The organism is Pseudomonas parafulva (genome assembly GCF_002021815.1).
Taxonomy (GTDB): domain Bacteria; phylum Pseudomonadota; class Gammaproteobacteria; order Pseudomonadales; family Pseudomonadaceae; genus Aquipseudomonas; species Aquipseudomonas parafulva_B.
Genome location: NZ_CP019952.1, coordinates 271,250 through 290,195, shown reverse-complemented (window position 1 = coordinate 290,195; position 18,946 = coordinate 271,250). Strand labels below are relative to the sequence as shown.

Genomic DNA, 18,946 nt, shown 5'->3' with positions numbered 1-18,946 from the left:
GAACGGGTTACTATACCGTGGCTTGCCGACCGAACGAGAGTTTCCCATGCCTGTTCTTCCCTGGTCCGCCATCGATACCGTCCTGCTGGACATGGATGGCACACTGCTCGACCTGCATTACGACAACCGCTTCTGGCTGGAGCACCTGCCGCAGCGCTATGCAGAGCTGCACGGCGTAAGCCGGGCGATGGCGCAGCTGGAACTCGAGCCGCTGTTCGAGCGCAACGCCGGTACCTTGAACTGGTATTGCCTGGACTTCTGGAGCCGTGAGCTGCGCCTGCCGATCCGCGAGCTCAAGCGCGAAATCGCCGACCTGATCGCCTTGCGGCCCGATGCCGATACCTTTCTGGCCGCGATCGGCCAGGCAGGCAAGCGAGTGATCATGATCACCAATGCACACCGCGATTCACTCTCGCTCAAGCTCGAACGCATCGAACTGGCACCCTACTTCGACCGCATGATCAGCTCCCATGACTACGGGTTTCCCAAGGAGAGCCCGCAGTTCTGGGATGCCTTGCAGGCCGATATCGGCTTTGAACCTGCCCGCAGCCTGTTCATCGACGACACGCTGCCCATTTTGCGCAGTGCCCGGCAATTCGGCGTGGGCCACTTGCTGGCGGTGCGCCAGCCGGACAGCCAGGCGCAGCCTCGAGACACCGCAGAGTTCGCAGCTGTCGAAGACTATCGGGAATTGCTGAACGGTCTTTGAACGCAAACCCGCGCCATGGGCGCGAGTTGCGGTGACAAGCCTCTGGATGGGCCTATCGGTTACTCGGGAATACGCAGCACCTGGCCCGGATAGATCTTGTTCGGATCCGACAGCATGGGCTTGTTGGCCTCGAAGATCTTCTGGTACTTGTTGGCATCGCCGTAGACCTTCTTGGAGATGGCGCTGAGGGTATCGCCCTTCTCCACGGTCACGAAGCGCGCCGCCTGGGCTACGGGGCCGGTGACGGTGATCTGGTCGTCGACGCTGGCCACGCCTTCAATGTTGCCGGCTGCCAGAATGATCTTCTCTTTCTCTTCCTGGCTGGCCACCTCGCCCTTGAGGGTCACCTTGTCGCCTTCCACGGTGGCAGTGATGTTGGGGTTACCCAACCCGACGTTTTCGACGTGCTTCTTCAACTGCTCCTCGGCCTTGGCATTGCCGGGGGTCAGCAGATCGATCAACTTCTCGCCTGCTTCCTTCACAAAGCTGAATAGACTCATGACGCTCTCCTTGTTGATGTGAAACCGTTGGACAATGAAGTCTGGGCCAAGACTCAATCGGTCATCGCACTGCGACCTATCGACGCGGTCTATCACTGCATAGACCCTAGCAATTAGACGTCGCCGGCAGGCAAGCCTAGGCTTGTAGCCTCAGTAAGCCGGCGCCCGTCGCCGATCAAGAGCACGCCTGGATGAACAGCAAGCCACCGCTGTGTGCGGCCTCGTTACCGTTAGCCATGCCCGCCGCCAGCACTACCTATGATTACGTCCAGCTCGGCGATGGCCAGCCCGGCAGCACGCCACTGGCCGAAGAAGTCGCCCTGGCGATCGTGTACAACGGCCTGAACCAGGCCGTCATGCTCGTCAGCCCGACCGACCTGGAAGATTTTGCCGTTGGCTTCAGTGTGGGCAGCGGCATCGTTGAAAGCACTGCCGAAATCTACGACGTCAAACTGTCGGGAAGCGGCGCTTCGATGTATGCAGACCTGGAAATCTCCAGCCGCGCCTTCTGGAACCTGAAGAACCAACGCCGCCAACTGGCCGGCACCAGCGGCTGTGGCCTGTGCGGCGTCGAAGCCCTGGAGCAGGCGCTGCCGGACCTGGCCAAATTGCCGGGCGCACCGTTGCCCCCTGCCCAGTGGCTGGTCGGCCTGCGCCAGCGGATCGACGCCTTTCAGCCGCTGGGCCAGCACTGCGGCGCCGTGCATGCGGCCTTGTTCATGGACCGCCATGGCGAACTGCTGCTGGGCCGCGAAGACATTGGCCGGCACAACGCCCTCGACAAGCTCATTGGCGCACTATTGCGTCAGGGTATCGACAGCGACGGCGGCCTGGCCATCGTCACCAGCCGTTGCAGCCTGGAATTGATCCAGAAGGTGCTGCGTGCCGGCATCCAGACCCTGGTCAGCCTGTCGGCGCCTACGGGCCTGGCCCTGCAATGGGCACGCAGGCACAACCTCAACCTCATTCATTTGCCCAAACACAGCGCACCGCGGGTCTACAGCCCGGCGGCGGAGTCGTAACAGCCGTGACCTCGTACCAGCCTATTCCGAAAAACGCCCCAGCCTCCTCTCCTCGCTACAAGCCCTACCACGGCCCTGCCGGCGGCTGGGGTGCACTGCGCAGCGTGGCCAAAGCCTGGGTGGGCAGCGACAACCCGCTGAAGAATATCCGTGCCCTGCTCAAGACCAACCAGAACGGCGGCTTTGACTGCCCAGGTTGCGCCTGGGGCGACTCGCCTGAAAGCGGCATGGTCAAGTTCTGCGAAAACGGCGCCAAGGCGGTCAACTGGGAAGCCACCAAACGCCGCGTGGACGCTGCATTCTTCGCCCGCTACAGCGTCACCTCGTTGCTGCAGCAAAGCGATTACTGGCTGGAGTACCAAGGCCGACTGACCGAGCCGATGGTGTACGACGCCGCCACTGATCGCTACCAGCCCATCAGCTGGGACGCCGCGTTCGCCCTCATCGGCCGAGAGCTGAACAAGCTCGCAAGCCCTGACCAGGCCGAGTTCTACACCTCCGGGCGCGCCAGCAACGAAGCGGCGTACCTCTACCAGCTCTTCGTGCGCGCCTACGGCACCAACAACTTCCCGGACTGCTCGAACATGTGCCACGAGGCCAGCGGTGTGGCGCTGGGGCAGAGTGTGGGGGTGGGCAAGGGTACCGTCACGTTCGAGGATTTCGAGCACGCCGATGCGATCTTCGTCTGGGGCCAGAACCCGGGCACCAACCATCCGCGCATGCTGGACCCGCTGCGCGATGCCGTGAAACGCGGCGCGCAGGTGGTGTGCATCAACCCGCTCAAGGAGCGCGGCCTGGAACGCTTCCAGCACCCGCAAAACCCGCTGGAGATGCTGACCAACAGCGACCGCCCCACCAATACGGCGTTCTTCCGCCCGGCCCTGGGTGGCGACATGGCCATGCTGCGGGGCATGGCCAAGTTCGCCCTGCAATGGGAGCGTGAAGCGCAAGCCAAGGGTGAGCCGGCGGTCTTCGACCACGCCTTCATCGCCGAGCACGGGCACGGCCTGGACGACTACCTGGCGGTGGTCGATGCCACGCCTTGGGCGCATATCCAGCAGCAGTCGGGCTTGGCACTCGAAGACATCGAACTGGCCGCCCGCATGTACTGCCGGAGCCAGCGCGTGATCATGTGCTGGGCCATGGGCATCACCCAGCACCGTCACTCGGTGCCGACCATCCAGGAACTGGTCAACCTGCAAATGCTGCGCGGCAATATTGGCGCGCCAGGGGCCGGGCTGTGCCCGGTCCGCGGTCACAGCAACGTGCAGGGCGACCGCACCATGGGTATCAACGAGCGTCCGCCGGCCGCCCTGCTCGACGCCATCGAAGCGCGCTTCGGCTTCCCGGTGCCGCGCAAGAACGGGCACAACACCGTCGAGGCCATCCATGCCATGCTCCAGGGGCACGCCAAGGTGTTCATCGGACTAGGCGGCAACTTCGCCCAGGCCACGCCTGACACCGAGCGCACCGCGCGAGCGCTGCGCAACTGCGAACTGACCGTGCACATCAGCACCAAGCTCAACCGCAGCCACCTGGTTCACGGCAAGCAGGCGCTTATCCTGCCTTGCCTGGGCCGTACCGACATCGACATGCAAGCGGACGGGCCTCAAGCGGTCACCGTCGAAGACTCGTTCAGCATGGTCCACGGCTCCAACGGCCAGCTCAAGCCACTGTCCCGGCAGATGCGGTCTGAGCCCGCGGTCATCGCTGGCATCGCTGCTGCCACCCTGGGCAAACACCCTGTGGACTGGCAATGGCTGGTGGCCGACTACGACCGTATTCGGGCTCTGATCGCCGACACCATTGCAGGCTTCTCTGATTTCAATCAGCGCATGCGGCAGCCTGGGGGATTCTACCTGGGCAATAGCGCCGGCCGGCGTGAGTGGGCCACGGCCAATGGCCGCGCCAACTTCAAAGCCAACCTGCTGCCAGATTCGCTGCTCGACGAGCGCGTGCGTGCCAGCGGCCAGGTGCCGGACTTGGTATTGCAATCGATGCGCTCGCACGATCAGTACAACACCACCATCTATGGCCTGGACGACCGTTACCGAGGCGTGCGCGGCCAGCGCGACGTGTTGTTCGCCAACGAAGCCGACATCGTTCGGCTGGGCTTCAAGCCTGGTCAGAAGGTCGACATCGTTTCACTGTGGGGGGATGAGCATGTTCGCCGAGTGCGCGGCTTTACCCTCCTGGCGTTCGACATACCTGCCGGGCAGGCAGCGGCCTATTATCCAGAAGTGAATCCGCTGGTACCGCTGGAGAGCATTGGCGAGGGTAGCCACACGCCAACGTCCAAGTTCATTGCCATCAAGCTGGAACGCGCCGAGGACGACGGACGAATTCTCTGAATGAAAAAGCCCTGGTCCAATGCAGGATCAGGGCTCTGTCACAAGAGCATAAGACCGCAGGAAAAAGATAAAGTTTCACTTATAAATCAATGAGTTGACGAATTGTGTACAACCCGTGCAATTCGTCGGATATTCGTTGCCACTGGATGCAGATAGAAGCACATTCGCCTCGTCATCCCTTTGAGGCTCTCTTGAATGAAGAAGTACTCCTCGATTCTGTTGTTGTCTTTTGGCTTGCTCAGCGGCGTTGCCATGGCAGGCGGCTCCACCGAGGCCGGCATTGGCGGCGCATTGGGTGGGGTACTGGGCTCAGTCGTAGGCCAGTCCATTGGTGGTAGTACTGGCGGCGCCATTGGCGCAGGCCTGGGCGGAGCCGCCGGCAGTGCGGTCGGCGCCGACAAGCGTCAGCGCGGCGAAGCGGCCATCGGCGGTGCGCTCGGCGCAGCAGGCGGCAACGTAGTAGGCCGTAGCGTTGGTGGCACCACCGGCAGTTACATCGGTGCAGCCGCTGGCGGTGGCGCAGGCGGTGCCCTGGGCAACTACATGGGCAACAAGGCCGATCAGGATGATCGCCGCGACCATCGCCGCTACCGCCGCGACTACGACGACCGTCGTCACTGGGACCGTGGTCACCACTATGGCCACCGCAAGCACGGCCGTCACCGCCACCCTTGATGAGTCAGGGTAGCCGCTGCGCGTATGACCCCGCCTTGAGGGCACTGTTCACTTAAGAACGGCGGGGCCGTTTCACGGCCCATCGCGGCACAAGGCCGCTCCTACAGTGACCGAGTGCCGGCTGAGTTAGTCGGTTCACAGGGCAGGGTAGGAGCGGCCTTGTGCCGCGATGGACCGTGAAGCGGACCCTGAATGAACAGGACTAAACCTCGAGGGCGGGATTTTCAATGGGTCCGCTCTAAAAGCGCCGCTAACTTCGCCATCAACTGCGCCGGTAGCGCAACCGGCTGACCACTGGCGCGGTCGATGAACACCTGCACCACCGTCCCCGCTGCACACGCCTGGGCTTCACCAGGGCGATAGAGCGCCAGCCGGTACTCCACGGTGCTCCCAGCCAGACGCGTCACCCCCAGCGCCACCTCCAGTACGTCCGGAAAGCTCGGCAGGGCATAGAAGTCTGCCGCCGAGCTGACAACGAACGCCGCCAGTTCGCCGTCGCGCAGGTCCAGTTCCGCGTGTTCGATCAGAAAAGCATGGATGGCCGTTTCAAAGTACGCATGCACGGTCGAGCCGGCGATATGGCCGTTGGCGTCGTTGTCTTGCGCGCGGGTCAGGATCGGATGCACGTGGGAAAAGGCAGTGCGCTGGGGAGGCTGGATCATCGGGCGGGCTCACGGCTTCACATTGGGTGTACACAGTGAACCAGAAAATGAGCCGTTTGATCGAATTAACCCTTTTGAAGCCCCCAGCAAAAAGCCGCCCCGAAGGGCGGCTCTTTTACTACAACCTGCTTCAGCTTACAGCTGAGGACCCGCAGCCTTGATGGCGTCGGATACATCGAACTTCTTGAAGTTTTCGATGAACAGGTTGGCCAGACCTTTGGCGGCTTCGTCGTAGGCAGCCTTGTCAGCCCAGTTGGTGCGCGGGTTGAGCAGGTCAGTCTCGACGCCTGGTACCGACTTCGGCACGTCCAGGTTGATGATGTCCAGGTGCTCGGTTTCAGCACCGACCAACGCGCCGCTCTGGATGGCAGCGATCACGGCACGGGTGGTCGGAATGCTGAAGCGCTTGCCCACACCGTAGCCACCGCCCGTCCAGCCGGTGTTGACCAGGTAGACCTTGGAGTTGAAGCCGTTGATGCGCTTGATCAGCAGCTCGGCGTACTCACCAGCAGGGCGCGGGAAGAACGGCGCGCCGAAGCAGGTGGAGAAGGTCGACTTGATGCCGCCGCCCGAGCCCATTTCGGTGGAACCGACCAGCGCGGTGTAGCCGGACAGGAAGTGGTAGGCCGCCTGCTCGTTGTTCAGGATCGATACGGGCGGCAGTACGCCAGTCAGGTCGCAGGTCAGGAAGATGACCGCGTTCGGCTCACCACCCAGGTTAGCCTCGGAGCGCTTGGCCACGTGTTCCAGCGGGTAGGCGGCGCGGCTGTTCTGGGTCAGGCTGACGTCGCTGTAATCGGCGTGCTTGTTGGCATCGAGCACGACGTTTTCCAGGACGGCGCCATGCTTGATGGCTTTCCAGATGACCGGCTCGTTCTTCTCGGACAGGTCGATGCACTTGGCGTAGCAGCCACCTTCCATGTTGAAGACGACACCTTCACCCCAACCGTGCTCGTCGTCACCGATCAGGTAGCGGCTCTCGTCGGCCGACAGCGTGGTCTTGCCGGTGCCGGACAGACCGAAGAACAGGGTGACATCACCCTCTTCGCCGATGTTGGCCGCGCAGTGCATTGGCAGTACGTCGGCAGCCGGCAGCAGGAAGTTCTGTACCGAGAACATGGCTTTCTTCATTTCGCCAGCGTAACGCATGCCAGCGATCAGCACTTTCTTCTGGGCGAAGTTGATGATCACGCAACCATCGGAGTTGGTGCCATCACGCTCAGGCTCGCAGACGAAGTTGGCGACGTTGAGGATCTGCCACTCGCCACGACCAGCCGGGTTGAACTGCTCCGGGTTGATGAACAGGCAACGCCCGAACAGGTTCTGCCAGGCCGTCTGGGTTGTCATCTTGACTGGCAGGTAGTGCTCGGCCGCCGCCCCTACGTGGACGTAGGAAACGAAGTGATCCTGGGCGTTGTTGAACGCCTCGACGCGGTCCCACAGGGCATCGAACTTGTCGGCCGGGAACTTGCGGTTGATCGGGCCCCAGGCAATGGCGTCCTGGGTGGAAGGTTCTTCGACGATGAAACGGTCAGCCGGGGAACGGCCGGTACGGTGGCCGGTCTCCACGACCAGTGCACCCGTGTCGGCTAGTACACCTTCACCGCGTTGCAGCGCTTCTTTTACCAGCTCATCGACGCTCAGGTCGGTGTACACGGTGTTGTTGGCTTGCGTCATGAGATACCCCATCCGGCCCGAGGCCGAGTGCTCCAAACGTTTTGTAGTCGTTTCAGAAAAACTACTACAGCGAAAAAAGTGGCCGGATTATGCCAGAAACGCCCAAAAAAAGTAGGCCCCTCCTGTCAGAACCGAGCTTTTGCGCAATTCGACAGGAGAATCTCCTGTAGTGAAACGTTTCAGTGAAGAGTTTCTGAGGCAGAGTCCGTGCCGCCGCCCGCAAAGAGCTGTGCGACATCGCTGGCATCGAAGAAATACCGCTCATTGCAGAACTGGCAGTCGATCTCCACCGTACCCCCGTATTCCTCTACCAACGCCTTGGCATCGGCTTCACCCAGGCTTACCAGCGCATTGCCGGAACGCTCGCGCGAGCAGCTGCAGTTGAAGCGCAGAGGCTGGACGTCGAACAGGCGCACGGCATCTTCGTGGTACAGGCGGTGCAGCAGGGTTTCGTTGGCTTCGGCCCACTCTTGCGGCTTGAGGGTCTTGGCCAGGGCCACTACATGCTGCCAGCTGTCTTCACGCTCCTCGTCGTCGGGCTGACGGTCGCGCGGCAGTTGCTGCAGCAGCAGGCCACGGGCCTTGCCCGCCTCGGCGTGCAGCCAGAACCGAGTGTTCAGCTGCTGGGATTGCACGAAGTAATTGGTGAAGCATTCCGAGAGGTCGGCACCATCGAGCTCGACAGTGCCCTGGTAGCGCTGGCCCTTGACCGGATCGATGGTCAGCGTCAGGTGCCCGCCTGGCATCAGACTGGACAGGGTGGCATCGGCTGCAATCTGGTCGGCCTCGTAGCGGGCCATGCCGCGGATGTCTCGGTCCCCGGAGCACTCGACCATCAGCAATGGAATAGGCCCTGCCGAGCGCGCCTGCAGGATCAGCAGGCCGTCGAACTTGAGGGCACCGACCAGCAGCGCGGTGGCGGCCATCAGCTCGCCGAGCAAGGTCGCGACCGGCGCCGGGTACTCGTGACGCGCCAACACCGCGGCGTAGCTGTCATCGAGAGACACCCACTCGCCGCGCACATCGCGCTCGTCGAAGATGAAACGTTGGGTGAAATCTGTATCTGGCAAATCGCTCATGGTTGTCTGGCTATCTGAAAATAATGACAAGATAATTGCCGGGATTTGCAATCCCGTCGTCGAGCGTTTCGGGCGCTCATTCCCGTTAGGAGATCGAGGTATCTTATGGACAATCGACCACTGTTCCAAGCGAGGTGGTCCTGGGGGCCATTGGTAGCCTGTACGCTACTGCCCATCGCACTACTGTGTTTCTGGTTATGGCCTGTTGGCCAGATGCTGTGCCTGACATTCGACGAATGGCTGTTCCACAGCCTCAACGCACCGCTGGCTGAAAGCACCGCCTGGCGCTACATCTGGACCGTCGGCAGCCTGCGCCCGTTCGACATTGTCGTCGGCCTGATCCTGCTGGCCACGCTGATCCGGGGCGACTGGGTGTTCAAGGCCGCCCAGGTTCGCCAGGCATTTTTCGGCTTTCTGGTCACGCTACTGCTCTTAGTGGTGATTCGAGCACTGTTTTCCAAGTGGGTCGACGCTGCCGGTTGGCAACACAACAGCCCGTCGATGATGCTCGATGGCGCCGTGCACCTGAGTGACTACTACCCACACCTGGAGGCAACCTGGGAGCTCAAGGACCGTTCCAGCAAGAGCTTCCCGGGCGATCATGCTTCGGTACTGCTCATCTGGGCGCTGTTCATGAGCGTCTTCAGTCGCCGCGTCGGGCAGTACCTGGTGATCTGGGGGCTGGCGGTGCTGTTCATGCTGCCACGCCTGGTCGCGGGCGCACACTGGGGCCAGGATGATTACATCGGCGGCCTGTTGATGGCGGTGCTGGCACTGGGCTGGAGCCTGTACACGCCCCTGGCGGCCAGAAGCAGTGCTGCGCTGGTGCGCTGGACCGCCCCGCTGTTCAGGCTGCTGGGCAGGTTGCCGTTGGTCGGTCGGATGGCCGTACTGCGCTAAGCCTGGGCCGCCTGGCGGCCCCGGCTACTCGAAGCTTCCGTGCAATTGATGTATCTGGCGGCGCTGCTTCTTGGTCGGCCGCCCATCGGTGGTGACACCGGCGGCACCGGCCTTGCGCAGCGCCGCAGCCTGCTCGCGCCGGCGCACGCTTTCTTCGGTTTCTTCATACAGGGCCTGCGCTTGCGGTGCACCGCGGCGTACGGCCGACAGCGCCTTTACCACCACCGTGCGCTCGTCGAAGCCCGTACGCAGGACGAATTCATCGCCCACCCGCGGCTCCTTGCCCGGTTTGCATCGCTCGCCACGGCAATGCACCTTGCCACTTTCGATGGCCGCCTTGGCCAGCGCACGCGTCTTGTAGAAACGCGCCGCCCACAGCCATTTGTCCAGGCGAACCTTGTCGTCATCTTCGACTTTCTGTGCCATCCCGATACCTCGAATTCCGTGACTGGGGGAACTGTACTACCGTAAGCATCGGATGCAAAAATTCCCCGCCATGCTTACAGTTCACTCTCTCATCCGCTGGGTGCGTTTCGTGAAGACATTTGACCATCTGACTGTAATTGGCCTGCGGGAATGGGTAGCCTTGCCCGAGCTGGGCGTGGCAGGGCTACGCGCCAAGATCGACACCGGCGCCAGCACCTCCAGCCTGCATGCCACCGAGATAGAACCTTTCGAACGCAATGGCCAGCCGTGGGTCCGATTCACTGCGCACCTAGGTTCGATCGTGCAATTGCGTCACCGCCGCTGCGAGGCGCCGCTGGTGAGCATGAAAACCATTCGAAGCTCCAATGGCCACGCCCAAACCCGTTATGTCATTCGCACCACGCTCGCGTTGGGTGACAGGGTATGGGCCGTCGAATTTACCCTGGCTTGCCGCAAGAGCATGCGTTACCGCCTGTTGCTGGGTTCCAAGGCCCTGATTCACGGCCAGTTGGTCGTCAATCCGGGCCTGAAGTACGTACAAGACAAACCTGCCTTTCCGGCCACCCACACTACCTTGACAGGTGCTGCATGAAGATCGCTGTGCTTTCGCGTAATCCGCGTCTGTATTCCACCCGCCGCCTGGTCGAAGCCGGTACCCAGCGTGGTCACGAGATGGTGGTGATCGATACCCTGCGGGCCTATATGAACATCGCCAGCCACAAGCCGCAAATTCACTACCGCGGCAAGCCACTGGAAGGGTTCGATGCAGTCATCCCGCGCATTGGTGCCTCTGTCACTTTCTATGGCTGCGCTGTGCTGCGCCAGTTCGAAATGATGGGGGTGTACCCGCTCAACGAGTCGGTCGCCATCGCACGTTCGCGCGACAAGCTGCGCTCGTTGCAATTGCTGTCACGCCGCGGCATTGGCTTGCCGGTAACTGGCTTCGCCCATTCGCCCGATGACATTCCGGACCTGATCCAGATGGTCCACGGCGCCCCGCTGGTGATCAAGGTCCTCGAGGGCACCCAAGGCATTGGCGTGGTGCTGTGCGAAACCACGAAGGCAGCCGAATCTGTGATCGAAGCCTTCATGGGGCTCAAGCAGAACATCATGGTCCAGGAGTACATCAAGGAAGCCGGTGGCGCTGATATCCGCTGCTTCGTGGTGGGTGACAAGGTGATCGCGTCGATGAAACGCCAGGCCAAACCCGGCGAGTTTCGCTCCAACCTGCACCGTGGTGGGGTTGCCAGCCTGATCAAGATCACCCCGGAAGAGCGCATGACGGCTATTCGCGCAGCCAAGGTAATGGGCTTGAGCGTGGCCGGCGTCGACATTCTGCGCTCCAACCACGGCCCACTGGTGATGGAGGTCAACTCGTCACCGGGGCTGGAGGGCATCGAGGTGACTACCGGCAAGGACGTAGCCGGCATGATTTTCGAACACCTGGAGAAGAACGGCGGGCCCAACCAGACCCGAACCAAGGGCAAGGGCTGATCGCCCCGCTGGCTGCCTACCAGGCCAGCCTGCTTCCTCGGTGGCTGATCGGCCCCTGGAAGCACGCCAGTGCCAGACTTGCGATCAGACAGCGTTGCGCGGCAATAGCAGCCCCAAGGGTAACCGTACCCGCGCTTCGATACCGCCCCCAGAACGATTGCGCAGCTCGACGTTGCCGCCATGCTGGGCGGCGATTCGCTTGACGATGGCCAGGCCCAGCCCGGTGCCTTTGCCGCCTCGGGCACGGTCACCCCGAATGAACGGGTTGAAGATGGTCTCGAGCTCGGATTCGTCGATTCCTGCCCCTCGGTCAAGCACGCTCAGCACCACATACGGGGCGCTTTCGTCCCCCGAGACATAGGCTGCAACCTCGACGCCCTTGCCCGCATGGTGCAGGGCATTGCCAATCAGGTTGCCCAACATGCGCTTGAGCGACACCCGGCGCAATGGAAACGGCGGTATGGGCTCCAGGCACAAGCGAACACGTTCCTCGGGCTGGTTGTAGGGTGCGACCACTTCACGCACCAACGCGCCAAGATCGACTTCTTCGAGGGGCTCGTCCCGCCCGTCGCGAATGAACGCCAGGAACTGGTCGAGAATGGCGTCCATGTCTTCGATATCGCGCACCATGTCGTCGCTCAGCTCACTGTCGCTGCCGAGCAAGGACAGTGAAAGTCTCAGCCGGGTCAGCGGGGTGCGCAAGTCGTGGGAGACGCCAGCCAGCATCAACTCGCGCTCGCGCCCGGCTTGCTCGACATCCTCGGCCATCTGGTTGAAGGCTTTGTACACCTCGGTCATTTCGCTGGGCGTGTCGCTGACCGGCAGGCGCACACTGCGCCCCTGGCCAAGCTGGCGCGCGGCGAACACCAGGCGTTTGAGCGGCTGGTTCAACTGACGCACGAATATCCAGGCTGAGGCAGTGGACAGCAAGCCAATGGCCAGGAACCAGCCCAGCACGTTCCAGATTTTCTGCCCGCGCAACGGGTGGGGATACAACGGCACTTTCAGCCAGCCCGGGCCCAGGCTGGGCGCGTTGACCCACAAGGCAGGCGGTGCATGGATGCGCAGCCGTACCTCGGTGTCCTCGCCAAGCTCGGCCTGCATCTGCCGTTGGTAGATTTCGCTGTAGGGCCAGTGCTGCTCGCCCTCCGGTACGCCAGCACCGGTTACCCGGATCAGGCCTGCCGCCTCGGCGATCTGGTCACGGTTCTCTTCATCGGCCGCCCAATAGGCGCGCAAGGTCAATGCCACGCCGTGGCTGTACTGCCGATCGACCAAAACGTCCTCGTTCATCAGCAGGTAGACCAGGGTCAACGCCTTGGAGAACAGGACGACGATCAGCACCAGCCACAAGGTGCGCGCGAAGAAACTCTGCGGAAACCACAGCGGCGTCTTCATCTAGGCAGCAGCGTCATTTGCCGGCGTTTCCATCCGGTACGAACACATAGCCCACACCCCATACCGTCTGGATGTAGCGCGGTTTGGACGGGTCTGGCTCGATCATGCGGCGCAGGCGCGAGATCTGTACGTCGATGGAGCGCTCCAGCGCATCCCATTCACGCCCGCGTGCCAGGTTCATGAGTTTGTCGCGGGTCAACGGTTCGCGAGCATGCATCACCAGGGCCTTGAGCACGGCGAATTCGCCCGTGGTGAGCATGTGCACCTCGTCGCCACGCTTGAGTTCGCGAGTGGCCAGGGACAGCTCGTAGTCGCCGAAGGTGACCGACTCGTCCTCGCTGCCCGGCGCACCGGGTACCGAAGGTGCCTGGCGGCGCAGCACGGCCTTGACCCGGGCCATCAGCTCGTCGGGGTTGAACGGCTTGCCGAGGTAGTCGTCGGCGCCCAGTTCAAGGCCCTTGATGCGGCTGAGCTCGTCACCTTTGGCCGTGAGCATGATGATGGGGATCTGATTGTTCTGTTGGCGCAGGCGCTTGCAGGCGGACAAGCCGTCTTCGCCCGGCAGCATCAGGTCGAGCACCACCAGGTTGAACACTTCACGCTGGAGCAGGCGGTCCATCTGCTCGGTGTTGGGGACCGCGCGGGCACGATAACCCTTGCTGGTGAAGAAACGTTCAAGCAGGCTGCTGAGCCCTGGATCGTCGTCGACGATCAGAATTTTTTCACCTTCAGCGGTAGTTGGCGTGCCGGTCATGAATTACTCCTCTGGTATCGCTGCGCATTATGGCGTAGCCGCTGCAACGCGTGCCGTGAGCATTGTTAGCAGATTTTTCCCGGGACGCCACTTCCAACTGGCGCCAGGCCATCACCGCAAGCCGTTTGCGATGGGTATAATGCGCCGCTTTCATCCAGCGCCGCCGGGCGAAAGGCCCACCGGCGACTCCGTATTCAAGAACGTCAGGTGGTTTACATGGACAGCATCAACAGCCGTATCGCCGAGGAACTGGGCGTACGCCCACAACAGGTCGAGGCGGCCGTGGGCCTGTTGGACGAAGGCTCTACCGTGCCTTTCATCGCCCGTTACCGCAAAGAGGTGACCGGCAGCCTGGACGACACCCAGCTGCGCCACCTGGAAGAGCGCCTGCGCTACTTGCGCGAACTCGACGAGCGCCGCATCAGCATCCTTGCCAGCATCGAGGAGCAAGGCAAGCTGACGCCGGAACTGGCGCGCGAGATCAAGCTGGCCGACACCAAGACGCGCCTCGAAGACCTCTACCTGCCCTACAAGCAAAAGCGCCGCACCAAGGGCCAGATCGCCCTGGAAGCTGGCCTGGGCGAGCTGGCCGACAGCCTGTTCGCCGACCCGTCCCTGGCCCCGGAAAGCGAAGCGGCGCGCTTTGTCAGCGCCGACAAGGGCGTGGCAGACGTCAAGGCTGCGCTGGAGGGAGCCAAATACATCCTCATGGAGCGTTTCGCCGAAGATGCAGCCCTGCTCGACAAACTGCGCAGCTTCCTCAAGCAAGAGGCGGTGCTCAGCGCGCGCGTGGTGCCCGGCAAGGAAGAAGAAGGCGCCAAGTTCCGCGACTACTTCGCCCATGACGAGCTGCTGCGCAGCGCGCCGTCGCACCGCGCGCTGGCGATCTTCCGCGGGCGCAACGAAGGCGTGCTCAGCGCCTCGCTGAAAGTGGGCGAAGAGCTGCCGGGTACCCTGCACCCGTGCGAATTGATGATCGGTGAGCACGTCGGCATCGAGAACCGCGGCCGCGTGGCCGATAAATGGCTAGGCGAAGTGGTGCGCTGGACCTGGAAGGTCAAGCTCTACACCCACCTGGAGACCGACCTGTTCGGGGAACTGCGCGACAATGCCGAGGGTGAGGCAATCAACGTCTTCGCCCACAACCTGCATGATCTGCTGCTGGCAGCGCCTGCTGGTCCGCGCGCCACACTGGGCTTCGACCCTGGCCTGCGCACAGGCTGCAAGATCGCCGTGGTCGATGCCACTGGCAAGCTGCTCGACTACACCACTGTGTATCCCCATGCACCCAGAAACGAATGGGACCGCACGCTTTCGGTGATGGCTGCGCTGTGCGCCAAGCATTCGGTCGAGCTCATCGCTATCGGCAATGGCACCGCCAGCCGCGAGAGCGACAAGCTGGTGGCTGACCTGGTCAAGCAGTACCCTGCCCTGAAGATCACCAAGGTCATGGTCTCCGAAGCCGGCGCCTCGGTGTACTCGGCATCGGAGCTGGCGGCTCGGGAATTCCCCGACCTGGATGTATCGATCCGTGGCGCGGTCTCAATTGCACGTCGCCTACAGGATCCACTGGCCGAGCTGGTCAAAATCGATCCCAAGTCCATCGGCGTGGGCCAGTACCAGCACGACGTGTCGCAAGTGAAGCTCGCACGCGGCCTCGACGCCGTCGTCGAGGATTGCGTGAACGCCGTCGGCGTGGACGTGAACACCGCGTCGGTCGCCCTGCTCACGCGTATTTCGGGCTTGAACACGACCCTGGCACAGAACATCGTGGCCCACCGTGATGCCAACGGCCCGTTTGCCACCCGTGCGGCCTTGAAGAAGGTCAGCCGGCTGGGTGAGAAGACCTTCGAGCAGGCCGCAGGCTTCTTGCGCGTGATGAACGGCGACAACCCGCTGGACGCCTCTGCCGTGCACCCCGAGGCTTACCCGCTGGTGCAGCGCATCGCTGCCAATACCGACCGGGACATCCGCTCGCTGATCGGGGACAGCAGTTTCCTCAAGCGCCTGGACCCGAAGAAGTTCACCGACGAAACCTTTGGCCTGCCCACGGTGACCGACATCCTGCAGGAACTGGACAAGCCTGGCCGCGACCCGCGCCCGGAGTTCAAGACGGCCACCTTCCAGGACGGGGTCGAGGACCTCAAGGACCTGGAGCCTGGGATGATCCTGGAAGGCGTAGTGACCAACGTCACCAATTTCGGCGCGTTCGTGGATATCGGCGTGCATCAGGATGGGCTGGTGCACATCTCGGCGCTGTCGGAAAAGTTCGTCAAGGACCCACGCGAAGCGGTCAAGGCTGGCGATGTGGTCAAGGTCAAGGTCATGGAAGTGGACATTCCGCGCAAGCGTGTTGGCCTGTCCATGCGCATGAGCGACACGCCGGGCGAAAAGGTCGAAGGCAACCGGGGTGGCGGACGTGGCCAGGGGGGTGGCCGTCAGCAACCGGCGCCCCGTCAGCGCGAGACCGCCACTGCAGCGCCGGCCAACAACGCCATGGCTGCCCTGTTCGCCAACGCCAAGCAGTTGAAGAAGAAGTGATGGACGTGGCGCCGGAGTACGTACAAAGCGCCTTCAGCCAACTGCTGGGCTGCAGCCTGCAACGCCTGGAAGCGGGCGTTGCCGAGGTAAGCCTGGCGGTGGCGCCGCACCTGCGCAACCGGGGCCAGAAGCTTCATGGCGGGGCGATCTTCAGCCTGGTGGACATCGCCATGGGGCTGGCCTGCTCGTCCAGCCACGGCTTCGAGCAGCAGAGCGTCACCCTCGAATGCAAGATCAACTACCTGCGCGCCGTCAGCGATGGCGAGGTGCTATGCACCGCTCGGGTATTGCACGCAGGGAAGCGCACGCTGGTGGTCGACGCTGACGTAGTTCAGGGCGACAAGCTGGTGGCCAAGGCGCAAGGAACCTTCGTCGCTCTCTAGCTCACAAAGCACTATCTGCGGTAATTTCGGCAGTGCGCGCGCACTGCTGGGGCCGCGGTAAACCAGGCGACAACGCCCGTTCCCTTCCACCTACCCTTGTAGACCGTCCTCTCTACCCCCATATTGGGGCGACTGACGCGTGAAGGAATACATCTTGAGCACACTCCTCAACCGCCGCCTGAGCTTGCTCGGCGCCAATCTCCCCTTGCTCAAGCAGTGTCTGCACGGCATTGAGCGCGAATGCCTGCGCGTGACAGACAGTGGCCGTCTGGCCCAGACACCGCACCCTGAAGCACTAGGCGCGGCGCTGACCAACGAACAGATCACCACCGATTATTCCGAATCACTGCTTGAATTCATCACCCCCGCGCTGCCTGACGCCGCTGCGGTGCTGGAAAACCTCGAGCAGATTCACAGGTTCGTCTATACCAAGCTTAGCGATGAGTACCTGTGGAGCCCGTCGATGCCGTGTTCGCTGCCGGCTGAAGAAGATATCCCCATCGCCGAGTACGGCACCTCCAACATCGGCAAGCTCAAGCATGTCTATCGCAAGGGCCTGGCCCTGCGCTACGGCCGCACCATGCAGTGCATCGCCGGCATCCATTACAACTTCTCGCTGCCCGAGGCCCTGTGGCCATTGCTGCGCGAAGCCGAAGGCAGCACTGAGAACGAACGGGATTACCAATCGGCCGCCTACATTGCCTTGATCCGCAATTTCCGTCGCTACAGCTGGCTGCTCATGTACCTGTTCGGCGCCTCGCCCGCCTTGGACAAGGGCTTTCTGCGGGGTCGCGCCCATCAGCTCGAAGAGCTCGATGGCGAAACCCTCTACCTGCCCTACGCCACTAGCCTGCGCATGAGCGACCTGGGCTACCAGAGCAATGCCCAGGCGGGCCTGACGCCCTGCTACAACAACCTGGCCAGCTATACCGACAGCCTGCGCAAGGCGGTGGGCACGCCGTACCCACCCTATGTGGAGGTTGGCACCCATGTCGATGGCGAGTGGGTACAGCTGAACACCAACATTCTGCAAATCGAGAACGAGTACTACTCCAACATCCGTCCCAAGCGGGTGACCTACTCAGGCGAGCGCCCAATCCAGGCGCTTACCTCGCGCGGGGTGCAGTACGTGGAGGTGCGCTGCCTGGACATCAACCCGCTCCTGCCGGTGGGCATCGACCTCACCGAGGCACGCTTTCTCGATGCGTTTCTGCTGTTCTGCGCGCTGGACGACAGCCCGCAGCTCAACAACAACGAATGCAGCCAGTGCACCAGCAATTTCCTGAGCGTGGTCAAAGAAGGCCGGCGTCCAGGCCTGAAGTTGCAGCGTGATGGGCAGCCTGTACCTCTCAAAGACTGGGCCAGCGAGTTGATTGCTCAGATCGGTCAATTGGCCAACCTGCTCGACCAGGCCCAGGGCGGAGATGATCACGTGCAGGCCCTGCAAGCCCAGCAGGCGAAAGTCGACGACCCTGAGCTGACCCCATCGGCCCAGGTGTTGGCGCGCATGACCGAGCATGACGAGAGTTTCATCGCGTTCTCGCTGCGGCAAAGTCGTCTCCACGCCCAGACACTGCGCGAGCAGCCCCTGAGCCCCGACCAGCAGCAGGCCTTCGAAACACAGGCGCGCGAGTCCCTGGCCAAGCAATCCCAGATGGAACAGGAAGAAGTGGGCGAGTTCGACACCTTCGTGGGCGCCTACCAGGCCAGTATCCTGGCAATCAGCAACTGATGACCCGCAACACCTCAGCGCGCAAGCCACGCGCCAGCAGCCAGGCCCGGATCGAAGCGATCCTGGCAGCTGCCCGCGAGCTCCTGGCAGAGGGCGGGGTGGCTGGCCTGTCGATCTACAGCGTGGCCGAGCGCGCGCAAATCCCGCCGTCGTCGGTCTACCACTTCTTCGCCAGCGTGCCTGCGCTGCTCGAAGCCCTGACTGCTGACGTTCACCGGGCATTTCGCGAAGCCCTCAGCGCGCCCATCGATAGCAGCGCGCTCACCACTTGGCACCAGCTGTCCCGGCTGATCGAACAGCGCATGCTGGACATCTATCATCAGGACGCCGCGGCCAGGCAGCTGATTCTGGCCCAGCATGGGCTCAGTGAAGTGGTGCAGGCCGACCGCCGACACGATATGGAACTGGGCGAACTGATGCACCGCCTGTTCGACCGGCACTTCCAGTTGCCGAGCCTGCCAGACGATGTACACGTGTTCGCCCTGGCCATGGAGCTGAGCGACCGGGTCTATGCCCGGTCGATGCAGTTGTTCGACCAGATCACCCCACGCATGGCCGAAGAAGGCATGCGTGTGTTCGAAGCCTATATGTCCCTCTATCTGCCGCCCTTCCTGCCACCGCGCAAGGCGAGCTGAACCTATAC

At 62.5% G+C, this 18,946-nt stretch carries 18 protein-coding genes; 11 read left to right on the top strand and 7 right to left on the bottom strand.

Annotated features, from left to right (window positions below; translation table 11 throughout):
- The first annotated feature begins 46 nt into the window (after positions 1-46).
- Positions 47-709, top strand: coding sequence for a GMP/IMP nucleotidase (gene yrfG, locus B2J77_RS01235; RefSeq protein WP_058605998.1), 663 nt, complete (start codon positions 47-49; stop codon positions 707-709).
- A 59-nt stretch (positions 710-768) separates the two neighbouring features.
- Here yrfG and lysM read toward each other — a convergent pair whose 3' ends face one another.
- Positions 769-1,209 (bottom strand): peptidoglycan-binding protein LysM, encoded by a 441-nt coding sequence (lysM, locus tag B2J77_RS01230; protein ID WP_058605997.1) that lies wholly within the window; start codon positions 1,207-1,209, stop codon positions 769-771.
- Between the two features lie 191 nt (positions 1,210-1,400).
- Between lysM and fdhD the strand changes: the two genes are divergently transcribed.
- The 3 genes from fdhD to B2J77_RS01215 all read left to right on the top strand — a co-directional run bounded on the left by fdhD (position 1,401) and on the right by B2J77_RS01215 (position 5,257).
- Positions 1,401-2,231 carry a formate dehydrogenase accessory sulfurtransferase FdhD gene (fdhD, locus tag B2J77_RS01225; RefSeq protein ID WP_058637086.1) on the top strand — a complete coding sequence of 277 codons (831 nt, stop codon included), beginning with the start codon at positions 1,401-1,403 and terminating at the stop codon, positions 2,229-2,231.
- Positions 2,232-2,236: 5 nt separating this feature from the next.
- Positions 2,237-4,582, top strand: coding sequence for an FdhF/YdeP family oxidoreductase (locus tag B2J77_RS01220; protein ID WP_058605995.1), 2,346 nt, complete (start codon positions 2,237-2,239; stop codon positions 4,580-4,582).
- 195 nt (positions 4,583-4,777) lie between these two features.
- Positions 4,778-5,257 carry a glycine zipper domain-containing protein gene (locus tag B2J77_RS01215; protein ID WP_058605994.1) on the top strand — a complete coding sequence of 160 codons (480 nt, stop codon included), beginning with the start codon at positions 4,778-4,780 and terminating at the stop codon, positions 5,255-5,257.
- 224 nt (positions 5,258-5,481) lie between these two features.
- Here B2J77_RS01215 and B2J77_RS01210 read toward each other — a convergent pair whose 3' ends face one another.
- The 3 genes from B2J77_RS01210 to hslO all read right to left on the bottom strand — a co-directional run bounded on the left by B2J77_RS01210 (position 5,482) and on the right by hslO (position 8,675).
- The gene (locus B2J77_RS01210; RefSeq protein WP_058637084.1) at positions 5,482-5,919 is read right to left on the bottom strand and encodes an acyl-CoA thioesterase; all 438 of its coding nucleotides are present in this window, start codon (positions 5,917-5,919) and stop codon (positions 5,482-5,484) included.
- A 135-nt stretch (positions 5,920-6,054) separates the two neighbouring features.
- A complete protein-coding gene (locus B2J77_RS01205; RefSeq protein WP_023535742.1) occupies positions 6,055-7,596 on the bottom strand; it encodes a phosphoenolpyruvate carboxykinase in 1,542 nt (513 codons plus the stop codon).
- 179 nt (positions 7,597-7,775) lie between these two features.
- A complete protein-coding gene (hslO, locus tag B2J77_RS01200; protein WP_058637083.1) occupies positions 7,776-8,675 on the bottom strand; it encodes an Hsp33 family molecular chaperone HslO in 900 nt (299 codons plus the stop codon).
- A gap of 105 nt (positions 8,676-8,780) precedes the next feature.
- Between hslO and B2J77_RS01195 the strand changes: the two genes are divergently transcribed.
- Positions 8,781-9,575, top strand: a complete 795-nt coding sequence (locus B2J77_RS01195; RefSeq protein ID WP_058604727.1) for a phosphatase PAP2 family protein — start codon at positions 8,781-8,783, stop codon at positions 9,573-9,575.
- Positions 9,576-9,599: 24 nt separating this feature from the next.
- Here B2J77_RS01195 and B2J77_RS01190 read toward each other — a convergent pair whose 3' ends face one another.
- Positions 9,600-10,001, bottom strand: a complete 402-nt coding sequence (locus B2J77_RS01190; RefSeq protein WP_058637081.1) for an RNA-binding S4 domain-containing protein — start codon at positions 9,999-10,001, stop codon at positions 9,600-9,602.
- Between the two features lie 109 nt (positions 10,002-10,110).
- Here B2J77_RS01190 and B2J77_RS01185 point away from each other — a divergent pair, with 109 nt between their 5' ends.
- Positions 10,111-10,593, top strand: a complete 483-nt coding sequence (locus tag B2J77_RS01185; RefSeq protein WP_023535750.1) for an ATP-dependent zinc protease — start codon at positions 10,111-10,113, stop codon at positions 10,591-10,593.
- The gene (rimK, locus tag B2J77_RS01180; protein WP_027914119.1) at positions 10,590-11,495 is read left to right on the top strand and encodes a 30S ribosomal protein S6--L-glutamate ligase; all 906 of its coding nucleotides are present in this window, start codon (positions 10,590-10,592) and stop codon (positions 11,493-11,495) included. Before B2J77_RS01185 ends, rimK begins: the two co-directional genes overlap by 4 nt.
- Positions 11,496-11,579: 84 nt before the next feature.
- Here the strand turns inward: rimK and B2J77_RS01175 are convergent, their stop codons facing one another.
- Together B2J77_RS01175 and ompR are read right to left on the bottom strand one after the other, a co-directional pair.
- Positions 11,580-12,893 (bottom strand): ATP-binding protein, encoded by a 1,314-nt coding sequence (locus B2J77_RS01175; RefSeq protein WP_058604725.1) that lies wholly within the window; start codon positions 12,891-12,893, stop codon positions 11,580-11,582.
- 13 nt (positions 12,894-12,906) lie between these two features.
- Positions 12,907-13,647 (bottom strand): two-component system response regulator OmpR, encoded by a 741-nt coding sequence (gene ompR / locus B2J77_RS01170; RefSeq protein ID WP_058637080.1) that lies wholly within the window; start codon positions 13,645-13,647, stop codon positions 12,907-12,909.
- Between the two features lie 216 nt (positions 13,648-13,863).
- Here ompR and B2J77_RS01165 point away from each other — a divergent pair, with 216 nt between their 5' ends.
- The 4 genes from B2J77_RS01165 (at position 13,864) to B2J77_RS01150 (ending at position 18,938) form a co-directional block, all read left to right on the top strand.
- Positions 13,864-16,188, top strand: coding sequence for a Tex family protein (locus B2J77_RS01165; RefSeq protein ID WP_058637079.1), 2,325 nt, complete (start codon positions 13,864-13,866; stop codon positions 16,186-16,188).
- On the top strand, positions 16,188-16,571 hold the full coding sequence (locus tag B2J77_RS01160; protein ID WP_058637078.1) for a PaaI family thioesterase: 384 nt from the start codon (positions 16,188-16,190) through the stop codon (positions 16,569-16,571). Before B2J77_RS01165 ends, B2J77_RS01160 begins: the two co-directional genes overlap by 1 nt.
- Before the next feature lie 139 nt (positions 16,572-16,710).
- On the top strand, positions 16,711-18,303 hold the full coding sequence (gene gshA, locus B2J77_RS01155; RefSeq protein ID WP_058637077.1) for a glutamate--cysteine ligase: 1,593 nt from the start codon (positions 16,711-16,713) through the stop codon (positions 18,301-18,303).
- Positions 18,303-18,938, top strand: coding sequence for a TetR/AcrR family transcriptional regulator (locus B2J77_RS01150; RefSeq protein ID WP_078477823.1), 636 nt, complete (start codon positions 18,303-18,305; stop codon positions 18,936-18,938). The genes gshA and B2J77_RS01150 overlap by 1 nt, the downstream gene beginning before the upstream one ends.
- Positions 18,939-18,946: the final 8 nt, after the last annotated feature.

Excerpts from the sequence above, each read along its gene's own strand:
- yrfG (WP_058605998.1), top strand. The coding sequence starts at position 47 with ATGCCTGTTCTTCCCTGGTCCGCCATCGATACCGTCCTGCTGGACATG.
- lysM (WP_058605997.1), bottom strand. The coding sequence starts at position 1,209 with ATGAGTCTATTCAGCTTTGTGAAGGAAGCAGGCGAGAAGTTGATCGAT.
- fdhD (WP_058637086.1), top strand. The coding sequence starts at position 1,401 with ATGAACAGCAAGCCACCGCTGTGTGCGGCCTCGTTACCGTTAGCCATG.
- B2J77_RS01215 (WP_058605994.1), top strand. The coding sequence starts at position 4,778 with ATGAAGAAGTACTCCTCGATTCTGTTGTTGTCTTTTGGCTTGCTCAGC.
- B2J77_RS01210 (WP_058637084.1), bottom strand. The coding sequence starts at position 5,919 with ATGATCCAGCCTCCCCAGCGCACTGCCTTTTCCCACGTGCATCCGATC.
- B2J77_RS01205 (WP_023535742.1), bottom strand. The coding sequence starts at position 7,596 with ATGACGCAAGCCAACAACACCGTGTACACCGACCTGAGCGTCGATGAG.
- hslO (WP_058637083.1), bottom strand. The coding sequence starts at position 8,675 with ATGAGCGATTTGCCAGATACAGATTTCACCCAACGTTTCATCTTCGAC.
- B2J77_RS01195 (WP_058604727.1), top strand. The coding sequence starts at position 8,781 with ATGGACAATCGACCACTGTTCCAAGCGAGGTGGTCCTGGGGGCCATTG.
- B2J77_RS01190 (WP_058637081.1), bottom strand. The coding sequence starts at position 10,001 with ATGGCACAGAAAGTCGAAGATGACGACAAGGTTCGCCTGGACAAATGG.
- rimK (WP_027914119.1), top strand. The coding sequence starts at position 10,590 with ATGAAGATCGCTGTGCTTTCGCGTAATCCGCGTCTGTATTCCACCCGC.
- B2J77_RS01175 (WP_058604725.1), bottom strand. The coding sequence starts at position 12,893 with ATGAAGACGCCGCTGTGGTTTCCGCAGAGTTTCTTCGCGCGCACCTTG.
- ompR (WP_058637080.1), bottom strand. The coding sequence starts at position 13,647 with ATGACCGGCACGCCAACTACCGCTGAAGGTGAAAAAATTCTGATCGTC.
- B2J77_RS01165 (WP_058637079.1), top strand. The coding sequence starts at position 13,864 with ATGGACAGCATCAACAGCCGTATCGCCGAGGAACTGGGCGTACGCCCA.
- B2J77_RS01160 (WP_058637078.1), top strand. The coding sequence starts at position 16,188 with ATGGACGTGGCGCCGGAGTACGTACAAAGCGCCTTCAGCCAACTGCTG.
- B2J77_RS01150 (WP_078477823.1), top strand. The coding sequence starts at position 18,303 with ATGACCCGCAACACCTCAGCGCGCAAGCCACGCGCCAGCAGCCAGGCC.